This window comes from Petrotoga sp. 8T1HF07.NaAc.6.1 (assembly GCF_016772115.1).
Lineage (GTDB): Bacteria > Thermotogota > Thermotogae > Petrotogales > Petrotogaceae > Petrotoga > Petrotoga mobilis.
In genome coordinates this window covers 52,030-67,475 of record NZ_AUPG01000004.1, presented here as the reverse complement: position 1 = coordinate 67,475, position 15,446 = coordinate 52,030, and the positions used below count along the sequence as shown (strand labels likewise).

The window sequence follows — 15,446 nt, the reverse complement described above, 5'->3', positions numbered from 1 at the left end:
TCTTACAAAAATATTTTATAATCCTTTATATAGCGCCCCTTCGCCCCGCTGCCCACCCAACAAAAATTACAAAAATTGTTGGAGTTTTTTGTATTCTTCCTCTTTTATATAACCATCTTCCAGCAACTTTTCTAATATCTCTTCGGCTTTCTTTTTGTCTGGTATGGACGTAACATGAGAAAAAATTGTGCTATATCTTTCATCTTTCCCCATATTTTTAATTTGATTGATTATTTTTTCATAAGGATCCTCTTGTGTCGGTTTTTCGGCTATGCCATCTGTTAAGGTATCGTTTTGTGATTCTTTTTCCTCTCTTTTAATTAGTTCAAGATACCTTCCAGTAGCGGTTCCATCCTCAAAATAATGTATTGTTGTTTCTCTTATTAAGAAAAACAAAAGAAACCACTGGTATACATCAAGGGTAACAATTCTCAATAACATCACGACGTTTCCGTCTCTCAATTTAATGAAACGATTTTTAACTATTTTATTACTAATTTCAGACTCTTGAAGCTGCCATTGGTCTTTGTCAATCCTATTTATCAAACTAGCATAGGAGATCCAGCTTAATAGAAAACTTCCCAAAAATAAATAAATCTGCCAACTTGGTAGTGTGAAAGTTTGCATTTCTTCAAATGTTAAACTTCCTACTTGTTGTATCAAGTATAAATAAAAAACATTTAATACCAAAAAAGAAACCATGTACAAAACTAACCAAATTATGGGATTCTTCTCTTTTAAATCAGGAAAACTCAAATTATTTGTTTCATAGACCTTCTTCATTCGTTCAATATGAAGATTTCTATTTCTGATCAAAACGTGATAAATAAAAAATAATAACGCCACTCCAACGAATTGTAGGACAGGTATGTATGATAAAACAAAGGTTATAAAAATAATAAAAGGTCTCAGCAAAATCATTCCATTTCCTCCAGTTAAAAAAGTCTTTATTCTTCTCTAAGCTTTTCCACAATGATTTCAGACACCCAATTTCTTTCGATCTGGGTCTGTTCTCCGCTTTTCATATTCTTTATTGTAACGATATCCCTAGAAATCTCTTCCTCTCCTATTACTACCACGTATTTAGCGTTCAATCTGTTGGCATGTTTAAATTGCCCGATAAATTCCTTTTCGATATATTTAGGAAAGTATTTAAGCCTTTCTTTCTCAGTTCTTTCGTTAAAGTAACTGCCGCCATTTCCCCCTTTTCACCTTGAAAAGCTATGTAAACATCTATTTCGCTTTCACTCTCGACCTCGACATTCTCTTTTTTTAATGCTTCTATTACCCTTTCAATCCCTATAGCGAAACCAACCCCAGGAGTTTTGGGACCCCCTAATTGTTCAACGAGATCGTCGTACCTACCACCACCTGCTACGACAGCTTGTTCACCCAAATCAGAATGTTCTACCTCAAATGCGGTTTTCGTGTAATAATCTAAACCTCTAACTATCTTTGGATCAACTTGAAAGGGTACATTGTAAGCCTTTAAATACTTTTGGAGACTATTGAAATGATCACGACTTTCTTCATCTAAATAATCCAAGATTGAAGGAGCATTTTTTGCAGCTTCCACGTCGATTTTACAGTCCAACAACCGCATAATATTGGTGTTGAAACGTCTTTGGCAATCTTCACATAGGTTGGGTAACAACGGTTGATAATACGTTTTCAATACTTCTTTGTATTTTTCTCTACTTTCAAAGGTGCCTATGTTGTTGATTTTCACTTTAAAATTGCTCAATTTTAACTTATTGAAGAAATCGTAAACAAATGTGATTAATTCAGCATCCGCTAAGGGATGATCTGTTCCAAAAATCTCTGCTCCTATTTGATAAAACTCTCTATAACGGCCGGCTTGGGGTTTTTCGTATCTGAACATAGGACCCATGTAAAATAATTTTTGAGGAGATCCAAAGGTTATTAAAGAGTTTTCTATATAAGCCCTTGCTACCGAAGCGGTTCCTTCAGGCCTTAAAGTTAGTGACCTTCCTTTTTTATCATCAAAAGTGTACATTTCTTTTTGAACAATATCTGTTTCTTGGCCTATTCCTCTGCTAAAAAGTTCGGTTTTTTCAATTAACGGGGTTCTTATCTCTTTGTATCCGTATATTTTAAAAAGTTTCTTTGCGGTATTTTCGATGTATTCCCAATACTTAACTTCTTCGCCAAAAATGTCTTTTGTACCTTTTATTCTAGTGTAAGTACTCAAATAGTAATCCTCCTTAGATCTTGATTGTAGTACTTGTTTGTAGACACTTTAAAACTTATTTTAGCTCCCCTTCGCCCCGCTCCGCGCTTTCTCAATTATTTTACCACAAAGTTTATAACTTTAAAAGAAAAGATCAAAGTTAAGAATTTTTAAGGCTGTAAAAATAATTGAGAGGGAGAAAATCTCCCTCTCAGATATTATTCTATATATGCATAACCTATAATTAATTATCTTTTACGTGTATTCTTTTTCTTATCTAGGTGCTTTTTATACTCGGATATCTTCTTTTCACTGTCTTTTAGATACTGATTCAATCTTTTTTCAAAGTTGTGTGATTTTCCCGTATCCTCTTTTTCCTCATCAAAATCTTTTAAAGAAATCTCATACTTTCCGTCTTTCGTTCTTCCAATGACTTTTCCTTGAACTTCATCACCAATTTTTAAAAAGCTGGATATCTCTCTAACATACTTTTTTGAAATCTTTGAAATGTGTACAAATCCTTCTTCACCATTTTCAAGTTCTAAAAAAGCACCAAACTTTTTGATATCGACTACTTTACCTTTCACAGAATCCCCTGTTGCTAAACTTTCATTTACCAAAATAATTACCTTGCCCTTTTTTCTTAATCACGAGAACCTTGCTAAGTCGTGATATCACCCTTTCTAAACGGATGGCCTGGGTCCGGGCGTTGGTTTTCACCTCCGAAATTTTTTGTTGTGTTTCCAGATGGATATTGGTAAAAATTTACCAATAGCAAGGACCAACTGGATAACGCTTTTCATCTCTCGATACTTTTATTTCTTAACTCTAATAAATCCCCCCCAATAAGAAAATTAGAGATTTTAGTTTTCAAGAAAATCTTTGTATTTGTTCTTAAACTTCTGAACTCTACCTTCTGTATCCAATATTTGTGAACCTAATTCTCCTTTGTAGAAAGGATGACATTCAGAACAAACATCTAATCTGAAATTGTCAACTGTTGAATACATAGTATGTTCAGCACCGCAGGCGCATTTTACGGTTATAAGTTTCATTTCTGGATGAATACCTTGTTTCACTTCTAACACTCCTTAAGCTATATTTCTTATCACTTTATTATATCATAATCTGATAATTATGTCAAATTAAAAAATATAACCAAAACCTAATCCGCCAGATAAGTTAAATTTGGTCTCTGGAATTATATTAAAGCCAGGAGCCAATTCTAAAAATGTTAAAACAGGTGTACTCGGAATTTCAAAATTTAAAGCTAAAGGCATTCTTACCCCCACACTTAATTTACTGGAAGCTACTCCAACATGCAAACCAGCTCCATAACTAAAACCTATATCGCCAAACAAATTAGGAGAAAGTGCGTTGAAATCACTGTCAATTAAAAAGCTTTCGTCAGTAAAAGACCAGGCAGCCGTGATACCGGCAAAACTCGTTGAACTAGTATAACTCCTTATATACAACCCCGTTGGTTCACCAACTTTTACACCTAAACCTAATGGAGCCGAAAAAACAACCGCAGTTAAAACTATTAAAGCAAATAAAGAAACCACTATCTTTTTCATACGTATCCCTCCTGATGTTGATTTTTTTCAAAAATGCAAGAAAAGTAACACAAACATAATATCATAAATTTATTAAATTTTTATTAATTTCTTTAGTAATAACATTATTTTGAAAGGAGAGTTTTATCTGTGGACCCTGCCCTTTCCTTTAGGATCCGCTGGGCATTCTTACTCCCAATATTTCTCACTTTGGTCAGAGGTATCCTCAAATATTTCCCTTCAATTTTAAAAACCTTTGCTTCACTCTTGTAAAGATCCGGTCTTAAAAAGCCAAAACCTCTCTTTCTCATCTCGTAGGCGGTTTTAAGTGTGGAATAAAAGTTGGACTCTTCGTAATTATGTTGGTATTCGTTTTTTGAAAGCTTCTTAATCGTTTTAACAGTCAAGTCTTCATCCATTATAATATCTATATCAAAAAACCTCGCTCTGATAGTGAAATAAACGCTGTAAAACTCAAGAGGATAATACAGCTTGTAAAACGCTATCTTGTACGCCATTATCATGTAGGCAACCGCATGTGCCTTTGGGAATAGATAATGAATCTTCTTCAGAGAATCAAGATACCATTCGGGAGCTTCTGAATCATCTATCTCCTTCAACTCTTTCTCTGTAAGCTCTTTCCCCTTTCTCACTTTTTCCATAATCATAAAGGCCGTTTTTGGTTCCACTCCAAAATACTCAAGCGTTGTCAAAATATCGTCTCTGCAGCTAACGATCTGATCGATACCTGCAACATTCTTCAAAACTATCTCGCGGGCGTTGTTGAACCAAATATCCGTTCCGTGTGCAAGTGAATTCGTCCTACACAGATCGTAAAAAGTTTTGGGCCTTGTCTCGGTGAGCATCTTGTGGGAAAAAGGTGTCCAAACTTCCGGTACACCCAACGTTCCAATCTCCGTACCTATCTCTGAAAGATCCACTTCCAACTCCTTTGTAGAAGAGAAAAGTGAGAGAATCCGCTCATCGTGCATAGAAATATCGTTGTAATCGTAACCGGTTAAATCCTTAAGCATTTTTAAAAATGTTGGCCCATCGTGAGACAACACATCTATTTTCAACAAATCATTTTCTAAAGCCTTAAAATCGTAATGTGTCGTAACAATACCAATCTCAGGAGAATTTGCAGAATATTGATAGGGAGTAAAATCGTGAACATCGTACTCTTGAGGAATTATTATCATAGCCGATGGATGTTGACCTGTATTCAACTTTGCCCCTTTTATTTTCTGAGAAACCCAAAAAAGATGTGCAAAATTCATATCTTCATCCTTGAAATAATTGAACGCCATCTTCAAAGCGTTGTACCTTGAGATGGTACTTATCGTACCTGCTTTGTAACAATAATTCCTACCAAATTTCTCTTCTAAGAACCTCTGTATATCGTTGAAGATCTCAGCCGAAAAATTCACGTCTATATCTGGGATCTTCTCACCGGAATACCCCATAAAAACCTCAAACTTTATATTATGCCCATCGGAGTTCAAAATCGCACCACAATTCGGGCATGACTTCTCTTTTAAATCAAAACCACTCAAGTTCAAATCCTCACTGAACTCTATAAACCCGCAACTCTCACAAAAATAATGTGGTGGCAACGGATTAACCTCAGTTATCCCCAAAAGAAAAGCCACAAGCGAAGAACCAACCGAACCCCTCGAACCGATTGGATAGCCCATCTCTAAAGACTTCTTGACCATATCTGCTGAGATCAAAAATATCACTGCATACCCGTTATCTATTATACTTTTCAATTCCTTCTCTATCCTATCTATAATTATACGGTGCAACTTTTCTCCATACATCTTTTTTGCGTTGTTATAAACGATATCTCTCAAATTTTGGTCGGCAGAAGGGATAATAGGCGCCTTCAATTTAAAATCAAAAGGGGCAAACTCCTCTACCTCACCAGCGATTTTATTCGGATTTTTCACAACGATTTCTTTTGCAATGCCGTGCTTTTTAAAGATCTCAAATGCCGCATCGTACATCTGAGAAGTGCTTCTAAAATAATTAACACTTCGCGTAGTCTTTCTTGGTTTACTCTTTGTGGAGGTACCAACGATCATAGCGTTTAAATACTCTCGATCTTCTTCTCTCAAATAATGAACATCACCGGACATAACAACAGGCTTTTTGAAAGCTTTTGCAATCTCATATACTGTTTTAGAATAATCGATAATCTTACCCTTCTCCAAACATAAATCGTTATAACAATCCATCGGGAAAAGCTCTATATAATCAAAAAAGGTTATCCATTCTTTTAAATTGTCGGTAGAATACTTATTCAGAAAGTCGTAAAGCAAAAATCCATCCAGTGACGAGCCTAAAAGTAGCCCTTTTCTTAAACTCTTCAAATCAGAAAGTGAAATTATCGCACTTTTATTCACAACGTTCATATGAGAAATCGATACTATCTTATAAAGATTCTTCAACCCCTCTTTATTCTTAACCAGCACATTCACGTGTTTTACGATCCCTCTTCTCTCATCGTGCACATTCAACTCACAACCAAAAATGGCTTTTACACCCTTTTTCTTAGCATACTCATGGAAATAAGGAATTATCTGCACATTCTCGTTATCTGTAATGGCAACCGCCTTTTGCCCAAACGAAGAAACAGCATCCACTAACTCCTCCATATCCAATATGGAGAGCTTTGAGCTCATCTTTGAATGCGCATGAAGTTCAGCCCTCTTTTCTACCGAAAGATCGTGCCAAGCCAATGGAACAGCGGCTTTTATTGCACCCACATTCAAGCAATAACTCCCCATTTCACTATCGTACTCTAATACCCCTTCAAATCTAAACCATTCACCTTTTCTTGACCCTGTTCTGGGCGTTTTCCTGCTTTCTGACTTACACAAAAAAGAATAACTATAATCAGTAACAAACAAATAATAAAAATCCTTTGCCTCATCAACATAAAAAATTTTGCCTTTTATGCTTATCTTCTTATTAAAAAACTCCTCCTCTCGCCCTTTAATATCCAAAAGATTATCAAAAAAATACATAAAACTTCCTCCTTAGGCATACATATATATAACATTATACATAATTTTACCTAAGAAGTCAACATATGGGCGGGCTGCGGGGCGAAGGGGCGCAAACATAGATAGAATAATTATTTTAGAAACTTCGTAATTTTCAAAGGTTCACAGGGCATAGCCCTTTTGCTGATTTGTGCAAAATGTTTTTTATAATAAACTCTGAGTTTGAACTTGGGGTTTTAAGGGGTTAACCCCTTAACGTCAAAGGGTGGGGAGGGGGGAAATGGTGCTAATAAAAGTAGAAGGCAGATAAATAATTATCTGCCTCCTATTCGATCAATATCACTTATCTACTTCTTTGGTTTATCTTTTGGCTTATCTTGTTTTTTCTTTTTTTCCTCTGCCATGACCCTTCCTCCTCCGGGCAAAAAGCCCTGTTAATGGAACCCTTATACCAATAAACGACACATATAAAAATCTTATAAATATTATACCATACAAAAAATTAAAAGCAACAGTTTTTAGCAAAAATTTTAGTCAAAAACATCACTTTCAAAAAACTCTGCTAAAAATCCCTCAATTTCAGTCGATAAAAATAGGATAAACAATTACTTAAAAAGAAATATTAAAAGGCAATGAAAAATACGATCATCCTTATGGACTGGCTGCAGGGCGAAGGGCAAAGCCTTTTGCTCATCCTTAAAGGGTGGGCTGCGGGGCGAAGGGGCGCTAACACAAGTTTTAGAACTTCTAAAGACAACTTCAAAAGCTAAGGAGGATTCCCATGTACGAAGAAATCATTGAATTGATAAACAAAGGAGAAATAAACAAAGCTCAAGAACAAATAGAAAAAATATCCGATGATGACCCGAAAAAATACAACTTAAAAGGACTAATACACTTCAACAAAAAAGAACTCGAAAAAGCCAAAGAAGAATTCGAAAAAGGATTAGCAATAAACCCCGTTGACCCAGACCTATTATTCAATTATGGGTATCTACTAAAAGAAATGAACCAAGAAAGCCAAGCATGGAGATACCTCATGAGGATACACGACAAAGACTGGGCAACTTATGACCTCTTAGGAGACATAGAATTCAAAAACAGAAGCAAACTAGCATCTTTGAGATTTTACATAAAAGCAGCAGAACTAACAGATAACCCACAAATGAAAAAGAAATTCTTAGAAATAAGAAACAAGATAAAAAAAGACACAAAGATAGCCTTCCTTTGCTTACCTGGCTTAGACAACTTCCTAAAAGACATAGTAGAAACCTTCTCGCTTGGATACGATGTCAAACTCGTAGTATCAACAGACGCAAACGAAATAACACAAGCGATAAAATGGGCAGACATAGTCTGGCTTGAATGGGCGAATGACTTAACAATATTTGCAACAAACAAGGTGCCTGAAATAGCAAATAAAAAAGTTATTTGTAGGTTGCATAGTTACGAAGTTTCACTCAATTTCCTGAAAAAATAAATTGGGAAAATATCGATCAATTGATCTTTGTATCAGAACCAATAAAAAAGATTTTTCACCAATTACATTCTGTTCTTGATCTTCAATCATGCAAAGAAGAAATTGTTTACAACGGTGTTGACTTAGACAAATTCAAATTCTCTATACACAATCCAGGATACAATTTAGCGGTGTTAGCTCACATAAACTACAAAAAGAATCCAGCAGCTTGGATCCAAATAATAAGCAAATTAAAAGAAATAGATAACAAATACAAATTACACATTGGAGGAGATTTTCAAGACCCTAGATACAAAGTATACTTTGAACACATAAAAAAAGAAATGAAAATGGAAGACAATTTCATTCTACATGGTTGGATAAACGAAGTAGAAAAATTTTTGGAAGATAAAAACTACATAATTTCAACAAGCATACATGAAGGCCATCCTTACAACATTTTAGAAAGCATGGCAAGAGGAATAAAACCAGTAATTTTAAATTATAGTGGTTCAAAAGAACAATGGCCTAATGAGCTTATATATAACACAATCGATGAAGCGGTAGAAAAAGTAACAGAAGAAACTTACGACTCAGAAAGTTACCGTAGGTTTATCGAAGATAATTACACGTTGGAGCAGCAAATATATGAAATCGAAGAAATTATTTCTTATCCAAAGAAGGATTTATCTATCAATTATCTAAAAAAAAATGTTAATGATTTGAAAATAAGTTATGTGATGCCTGTATACAATGGTGAAAAGTTTATAGAAAAATCATTAAGTTCGATCTTAAAGCAAAAAATTGAACCATATGAAATAATAGTCATTGATGATGCATCAACTGATAATAGTTATAAAATACTTAGTAAATATCAAAAACGATTTCAGAATATAAAATTATTTAGAAATAACACAAATCTTGGAGGATTGCAAACTACGAAAGAATTATTGAAGAAGGCTAACGGAGATTTTGTTAAAGTTGTTCATCAAGACGATGGATTATATGAAAGTTATGCCGTGGAAATTTCACGAATAAATGATGTTTATAAATATTCTTTTATAGTAAATGATTTTACTTATATAACCGACGAGAATATAGTTTCAAATTATTTGAAGAAAATTTGGAATAATTTCGAATTAGATCCTAACAAGTTGAACAAAGAAGATTTATTAAAATTTTTAGTTATAAAAGGAAATTATGTAGGAACAGATTCCAATGTACTATTTAATAAAGAAAACTTAATGAAAATTGATTATCTTAACGACAAGGACGAGTTTCTATCTCAAAAAGGTTTATACGGTTATGATTATTATATTTACTTAAAACTAGTAAATATTTCTAAGCCAAAGTTTGTTTTCAAGGATCTATCATTTAGATACGAACATAGTAACAATGTTACATCTAAGCATATAGGAAGTTTTAGAAGAATAATCGGATTACATAAAATTCTGTTGAATTACGAGCATCTTTTAAATGAAAAAGAAAGAAAAATTGCTTATTTTAATTACTTCGGACGTGCCATCTATTCAGTAAAAATTTGCAAAAATCCAGAAGAAAAAACAAAAATGATTTCATACATACTTAAGAATTGTAGTAAATATTTATCGAAAGAACAAGAAAACGAACTTATAAAATTGTTATGAATTTTGTTAAACTTTCATTGAAATGGTTAGAGTGTGCTCTTTTTAAGATTAAATTAATTTATTACATATTCGCTAGTTTGAAATTAGTATTAATTTTTTGCTAACCGAAATGGCACTTAAAAATTTTTGAATTAAATATCGGCATCTTCTTTATGTTAAAAAACTGGCTTTCTTAAAAAATTAAGAGCGTAGAGGCAATCAATATGTATAAACTAATTACTTTTAAACAAATAGGCAGAATAGAAATAGGTTTCCTTTCTTTTTTTGAATCAAACCAAAACATACCTTTTGAAATAAAAAGGATATACTATACCTACTATGTTCCTGTTGGAACAAAACGAGGTGGGCATGCTCATAGAGAATTAAATCAACTTCTTTGGTGTCCTTATGGGAAAATAAACGTCATTTTAGACGATGGCAAGGGGAAAAAGGAGTTTTTATTGGACTCTCCTGAAAAGGGTTTATTGGTAGGAAAAGGGATTTGGCATGATATGTATTGGATAAAGGAAAATTCAGTGTTATGTGTTGCAGCATCTGATTATTATAATGAAAGTGATTACATCAGAGATTACAACAATTTTTTAAAATTAGTGAAAGAAGGTTATTGGAAAGATGAAAATAAACTTTAATGAACTGAAAAGAGGATACGAAAAATATAAGAGTGAATACGACAAAGCAGCTATTGATGTGTTGGAATCTGGTTGGTACATTTTGGGAGAAAATGTAAAAAGGTTTGAAAATAATTTTGCAAATTTTATAGGTTCTTCGTATTGTGTAGGGGTTAATTCGGGATTAGATGCCTTAATATTAGCAGTTAGAGCACTAAATTTAGGAGAAGGGGATGAAATAATAGTACCTGCGAATACTTACATAGCTACAGTATTGGGGATTACTGAAAATGATGCAACCCCCGTCTTTATTGAACCGGATGAATATTACAACATAGATACGGATAAGATAGAAGCAAAGATAACGGACAAGACAAAGGCTATAATGGCAGTCCATTTATACGGTCAAGCGGCTAATATGAATAAAATAAAAAGTATAGCCACAAAATACAGTTTATACTTATTAGAAGATTGTGCTCAAAGTCATGGAGCAAAATTTGAAAATCAAACAACGGGAACATTCGGTGATATAGGTTGTTTTAGCTTTTATCCTACTAAAAACTTGGGTGCTTTCGGTGACGGTGGAGCGATAGTAACAGATAATAAAGAAATTGCTGAGAAAGTTAAAATGTTGAGAAATTATGGAAGTCAAAAAAAGTACTACAATGAGATAGAAGGAGTAAATTCTCGTTTGGATGAGATTCAAGCAACTTTGCTAAATGTCAAACTATCTCATTATGGCGAATTGAGGAAAGAAAGAGAAAAAATAGCTTTAAAATATTTAAATGAAATAAACAACCCAAAAATTATATTACCAAGAATTAGAAAAGGATCAGATCATGTCTGGCACTTATTTGTTGTTCAAACTGAAGAAAGAGATAAATTGCAAAATTATCTACAAGAAAATGGAATAGGGACCCAAATTCATTATCCTATACCACCGCATCTTTCTAATGCCTACAAACATTTTGGGTACAAAAAAGGTGATTTCCCCATCACCGAAGAAATGGCAAACAAAGTCTTAAGTTTACCAATATATGATGGGATGACAGATGAAGAGGTAGATTATGTAATAAGAGTAATTAACAATTATAAGGATTTATTTTCTAAATAATTTAGAAAAGGAAAGGGAGAAAAAATGAAAAGAATCGTTATACATATTGGTTATCCAAAAACAGCTACGACAACTCTTCAAGAAGCAGTATTTGTAAAATTACATCAAAAAAAGAAAATAAATTACTTAGGAAAAACCAATTTTATCCGTTATTCAAAAGGGAAACAATTTATTTTATCAAACTCTCTAATAAATTCTGTTGTTTTTGATATTCCGTTTCAAGAAAGAGTCAATATCTCTGAAACAAAATTAAATATAATCTCAAATGAAGACTTATGCTTGATTCCATATTTTAAAGAAATTCAAACAAAAAAAAAAGGTAGTAGATCCTTTTCTATATCCTAGAAAATTAAAAACATATTTTGAAAACTTTGCAGATGAAATTATAATATTTGTAACTTTAAGGAATCAAACAGAATTAATATATTCAAGCTACGTAGAAAGATATCATTTGTTCAAAGACGATGAAAAAAGAAATTCTTTTAATAAGTTTCTATTAAAAGAAATAGATAATCTAGCAGATATTTACAGAGTTTTTCGTTTTTCAGATATTTTGACAGAATATTCTAATATCTTCGGTAGGAAAAATATTCACATTTTGCTTTACGAAGATTTAAAATACGATCAACATTTTTTTTGTAAAGAATTAAGTCGAATAATCGATGTGCAAAGTAGTATTTTAGAAAATCTTTTAGCAATGAATAATCTTAGAAATAAAAGAAAAACTAAAGAAGGTTATTATGCTGAAATTGTTGAAGCAAGGAAAATAACAAATGTTTTAAAAAAATTACCTAACAACAGAGTTATTGATGTATTACTTTCTACCTATAAAAATACTTGGGATAACGAAATTTCCTTTTTTAAAATTCTTAGTAAATTGTTATATAAAAGAAATTATGTTTTCATTCCAAAATTTACAGAAGAACACAAAAAGATTATTGTAAACAAATTTAGAGAAAGTAACATTAGACTTTCTGAAGACTTTGGTGTAAGTATTGATAAATTAAAAAAATACCAATATATTTAACTTAAGAGAAAAAATAAAATTTTGGTTCTCTCCCAAAAAGTGTGGGTAAATAAACGGTAAGCTTAATTTTACTCCAGATATTTACTTACTATTTTTGTTGTAAAACCTATTTTAATAAAGTCTAATTACTCTCAGTATTCATTTTTTATCAATTGACTTCTTTACAAAAGGAAGTGACGCTGAAGGATGGATATTAAATTACGACCTTTAAAGTTAACAGATGCTGATTATATGAAAGAATTCACTGCAGATGAAGATATTTCTAGAAACTTACTCTTTACAAGATATCCTTTTCCAACAGAAAATATGATTTCATTTATCAAGACTTCTTGGGAAGATAAGAGAAATATACATTATGCTATTGCAAATGAAAGTGATGAATATATCGGAACCATTAGTTTAAAAAATATTAGCTATATAGACAAAAATGCCGAATATGCAATAGTAACAAGAAAAAAGTATTGGGGTCTAAATGTTGCTTCATTAGCAACAGATAAAATTCTAAATTATGGTTTTTACACCCTCAATTTGAATAAGATATATTTAAATGTTTTAAGTTCGAATTTAAGAGCAATTAGATTTTATAAAAAATATGGATTTAATCAAGAAGCCATTTTTAAAAAACATGTTTATAGAAATGGTGATTATGTTGACTTAATTTGGTTTTCTTATTTTAAAAATGATTTTAATGATAAGAGGTTTAAACCATGAAAGGCATAATCCTTGCAGGGGGAAATGGCACAAGATTATACCCTATTACTAAAAGCCTAAGTAAACAATTATTACCTATTTACGATAAGCCTATGATTTACTATCCTCTTTCAACCATCATGTTGGCAGGAATAAGAGAAATTCTAATAATTTCTAATCCCGAATATATTGATATGTACAAAAGACTATTAAACGACGGAAGTCATTTAGGACTAAAGATAGATTACGAGATTCAAGAGAAACCAAGAGGACTTGCAGACGCTTTGAATGTTGGCGAAGATTTTATCGGTAAAGACAGTGTTTGTTTAATCCTTGGGGATAACGTGTTTTATGGTCAAGGTTTTGGTCCAAAGCTTCAAAAGGCCTCTGAGGTGGAAAGAGGTGCTGTTATATTTGGTTATTATGTAACTAATCCCAGTGAGTTTGGAGTTGTAGAGTTTGACGAACAGGGAAATGTTTTAAGTTTGGAGGAAAAGCCTTCAAAACCTAAGTCAAATTACGCTATTCCCGGATTGTACTTTTATGATAACTCTGTGATTGAAAAGGCTAAGAATTTGAAACCTTCTGCAAGAGGAGAATTAGAAATTACTGATTTAAACAGAGAGTATCTAAAAGAGCAACAATTGAGAATCGAACTTCTGGGAAGAGGATTTGCATGGTTAGACACAGGTACTTACGACGGACTTGCAAACGCCGCTGACTTTGTTAGAACCATTCAAAAAAGAACTGGTTTATACATCGCTTGTTTGGAAGAAATAGCCTACAGGAACAAATGGATCACAAAAGAAGAATTGATTAAATTAGGTAAAGAATATGAAAAGACTGAATACGGGCAATACATTCTAAGATTTGCGAGTGATATGAATTGAGTATCCTAGTAACAGGTGTAGCTGGATTCATAGGAAGTAATTTCGTGTACTATTACCTAAGAAAACACAAAAACAAAAAGATAATAGGGTTAGACAAACTAACCTATGCAGGGAATTTGGATAACCTATCCAAATTAAATGAAGAAGAAAAAAATAGGTTCACCTTCATAAAAGGTGACATAAACGATATAGAACTGTTAGAAAAGATATACCAAGAAAACGAAATAGAAAGGATAATAAACTTCGCAGCAGAAAGTCATGTTGACAGATCAATACACGACCCACAGATATTTTTAAAAACAAACATATTGGGAACACAAACGTTGTTGCATGTATTCAAAAAATACTACGATGAAAGAAAAAACCAAAAATTCTTACAAGTGTCAACCGATGAAGTGTATGGAGCGTTGGGACCAACGGGATACTTCACAGAAAAAACCCCCCTTGATCCACACAGTCCATACTCTGCAAGTAAAGCGAGTGCAGATTTGATAGTAAAGGCTTACCACGATACATATGGACTAAATACGAACATAACAAGATGCTCAAACAACTATGGACCATACCAATTCCCAGAAAAGCTCATACCGCTGATGATAAACAACGCGTTAAACCACAAAGAGTTACCAGTGTATGGTGATGGGAAACAGATAAGGGATTGGTTGTACGTGGAAGATCATTGCAAAGCGATAGAACTTGTATTTGAAAGAGGAAGAAGTGGAGAAGTATACAACATAGGTGGACACAACGAAAAAGAAAACATAGAGATAGTAAAAATAATAATAGAATACTTACAAGAAAAAACAAAAGACGAAAAGATAAACGAAGGTTTGATTAAACATGTGAAAGACAGGTTAGGACATGACAGAAGATACGCGATAGACCCAACGAAGATAAAAGAAGAGTTAGGTTGGGAACCAGAGACTAAGTTCGAAGAAGGGATAAAAAGAACGATAGACTGGTACCTTGAAAACAAAGAATGGATGGAAAAGGTTATAACAGGGGAGTATTTGGAGTTTTATAGGAGGAATTATGGGGGATGAAAGTTATATGAAAAAACATGATTTTTTTCTAAAAGTGCGGAAGAAAAAATGTAGTATGAACAAATGATTAAATAATCTACTATCTTTTAGAAGGCCACAAAATGTTCATGCCAAAATAATATCTAATTAATTCTACCAACTTAGAGTTTTAAGCATATAACACGATCTTTTTCTTTACTGCTGCCATTTATAAGCTTAACTCCAACTTAAT

At 32.8% G+C, this 15,446-nt stretch carries 14 protein-coding genes and 1 pseudogene; 9 read left to right on the top strand and 6 right to left on the bottom strand.

The features are described 5' to 3' along the window. Positions 1–66: 66 nt before the first annotated feature. The 6 genes and pseudogenes from NAAC61_RS03870 to NAAC61_RS03845 all read right to left on the bottom strand — a co-directional run bounded on the left by NAAC61_RS03870 (position 67) and on the right by NAAC61_RS03845 (position 6,779). The gene (locus NAAC61_RS03870; RefSeq protein WP_202695333.1) at positions 67–921 is read right to left on the bottom strand and encodes a hypothetical protein; all 855 of its coding nucleotides are present in this window, start codon (positions 919–921) and stop codon (positions 67–69) included. Between the two features lie 26 nt (positions 922–947). Next, positions 948–2,212 (bottom strand): annotated as a pseudogene (hisS, locus tag NAAC61_RS03865) (histidine--tRNA ligase). A 227-nt stretch (positions 2,213–2,439) separates the two neighbouring features. Further along, positions 2,440–2,811 (bottom strand): S1 RNA-binding domain-containing protein, encoded by a 372-nt coding sequence (locus NAAC61_RS03860; protein WP_202695332.1) that lies wholly within the window; start codon positions 2,809–2,811, stop codon positions 2,440–2,442. 243 nt (positions 2,812–3,054) lie between these two features. After that, on the bottom strand, positions 3,055–3,270 hold the full coding sequence (rpmE, locus tag NAAC61_RS03855) for a 50S ribosomal protein L31 (RefSeq protein WP_103076638.1): 216 nt from the start codon (positions 3,268–3,270) through the stop codon (positions 3,055–3,057). Positions 3,271–3,336: 66 nt separating this feature from the next. Next, complete coding sequence (locus tag NAAC61_RS03850) at positions 3,337–3,768, bottom strand: hypothetical protein (protein ID WP_202695331.1); 432 nt, start codon at positions 3,766–3,768, stop codon at positions 3,337–3,339. 104 nt (positions 3,769–3,872) lie between these two features. Next, positions 3,873–6,779, bottom strand: a complete 2,907-nt coding sequence (locus NAAC61_RS03845; protein WP_202695330.1) for a PolC-type DNA polymerase III — start codon at positions 6,777–6,779, stop codon at positions 3,873–3,875. Between the two features lie 760 nt (positions 6,780–7,539). Here NAAC61_RS03845 and NAAC61_RS03840 point away from each other — a divergent pair. The 9 genes from NAAC61_RS03840 to rfbB all read left to right on the top strand — a co-directional run bounded on the left by NAAC61_RS03840 (position 7,540) and on the right by rfbB (position 15,235). Further along, on the top strand, positions 7,540–8,238 hold the full coding sequence (locus tag NAAC61_RS03840) for a tetratricopeptide repeat protein (RefSeq protein WP_202695329.1): 699 nt from the start codon (positions 7,540–7,542) through the stop codon (positions 8,236–8,238). 20 nt (positions 8,239–8,258) lie between these two features. Then, positions 8,259–9,863, top strand: a complete 1,605-nt coding sequence (locus NAAC61_RS03835; protein WP_202695328.1) for a glycosyltransferase — start codon at positions 8,259–8,261, stop codon at positions 9,861–9,863. A 203-nt stretch (positions 9,864–10,066) separates the two neighbouring features. Then, on the top strand, positions 10,067–10,492 hold the full coding sequence (locus NAAC61_RS03830; RefSeq protein ID WP_202695327.1) for a sugar 3,4-ketoisomerase: 426 nt from the start codon (positions 10,067–10,069) through the stop codon (positions 10,490–10,492). After that, the gene (locus tag NAAC61_RS03825; protein ID WP_202695326.1) at positions 10,476–11,585 is read left to right on the top strand and encodes a DegT/DnrJ/EryC1/StrS family aminotransferase; all 1,110 of its coding nucleotides are present in this window, start codon (positions 10,476–10,478) and stop codon (positions 11,583–11,585) included. The genes NAAC61_RS03830 and NAAC61_RS03825 overlap by 17 nt, the downstream gene beginning before the upstream one ends. A gap of 24 nt (positions 11,586–11,609) precedes the next feature. Continuing rightward, the gene (locus NAAC61_RS03820; protein ID WP_202695325.1) at positions 11,610–11,930 is read left to right on the top strand and encodes a hypothetical protein; all 321 of its coding nucleotides are present in this window, start codon (positions 11,610–11,612) and stop codon (positions 11,928–11,930) included. Between the two features lie 106 nt (positions 11,931–12,036). Beyond that, on the top strand, positions 12,037–12,612 hold the full coding sequence (locus NAAC61_RS03815) for a hypothetical protein (RefSeq protein ID WP_202695324.1): 576 nt from the start codon (positions 12,037–12,039) through the stop codon (positions 12,610–12,612). Between the two features lie 186 nt (positions 12,613–12,798). After that, positions 12,799–13,323, top strand: coding sequence for a GNAT family N-acetyltransferase (locus tag NAAC61_RS03810; RefSeq protein ID WP_202695323.1), 525 nt, complete (start codon positions 12,799–12,801; stop codon positions 13,321–13,323). Then, the gene (gene rfbA, locus NAAC61_RS03805) at positions 13,320–14,192 is read left to right on the top strand and encodes a glucose-1-phosphate thymidylyltransferase RfbA (RefSeq protein WP_202695322.1); all 873 of its coding nucleotides are present in this window, start codon (positions 13,320–13,322) and stop codon (positions 14,190–14,192) included. Before NAAC61_RS03810 ends, rfbA begins: the two co-directional genes overlap by 4 nt. Then, entirely contained in the window at positions 14,189–15,235 is a 1,047-nt protein-coding gene (gene rfbB, locus NAAC61_RS03800; protein WP_202695321.1) for a dTDP-glucose 4,6-dehydratase, read from the top strand. Before rfbA ends, rfbB begins: the two co-directional genes overlap by 4 nt. Positions 15,236–15,446 lie beyond the last annotated feature (211 nt).

Bases quoted from the DNA above. Each gene is read 5' to 3' on its own strand.
- NAAC61_RS03825 (WP_202695326.1), top strand. From the start codon at position 10,476: ATGAAAATAAACTTTAATGAACTGAAAAGAGGATACGAAAAATATAAG.
- NAAC61_RS03845 (WP_202695330.1), bottom strand. From the start codon at position 6,779: ATGTATTTTTTTGATAATCTTTTGGATATTAAAGGGCGAGAGGAGGAG.
- NAAC61_RS03840 (WP_202695329.1), top strand. From the start codon at position 7,540: ATGTACGAAGAAATCATTGAATTGATAAACAAAGGAGAAATAAACAAA.
- NAAC61_RS03820 (WP_202695325.1), top strand. From the start codon at position 11,610: ATGAAAAGAATCGTTATACATATTGGTTATCCAAAAACAGCTACGACA.
- NAAC61_RS03870 (WP_202695333.1), bottom strand. From the start codon at position 921: ATGATTTTGCTGAGACCTTTTATTATTTTTATAACCTTTGTTTTATCA.
- rfbA (WP_202695322.1), top strand. From the start codon at position 13,320: ATGAAAGGCATAATCCTTGCAGGGGGAAATGGCACAAGATTATACCCT.
- NAAC61_RS03810 (WP_202695323.1), top strand. From the start codon at position 12,799: ATGGATATTAAATTACGACCTTTAAAGTTAACAGATGCTGATTATATG.
- NAAC61_RS03850 (WP_202695331.1), bottom strand. From the start codon at position 3,768: ATGAAAAAGATAGTGGTTTCTTTATTTGCTTTAATAGTTTTAACTGCG.
- NAAC61_RS03830 (WP_202695327.1), top strand. From the start codon at position 10,067: ATGTATAAACTAATTACTTTTAAACAAATAGGCAGAATAGAAATAGGT.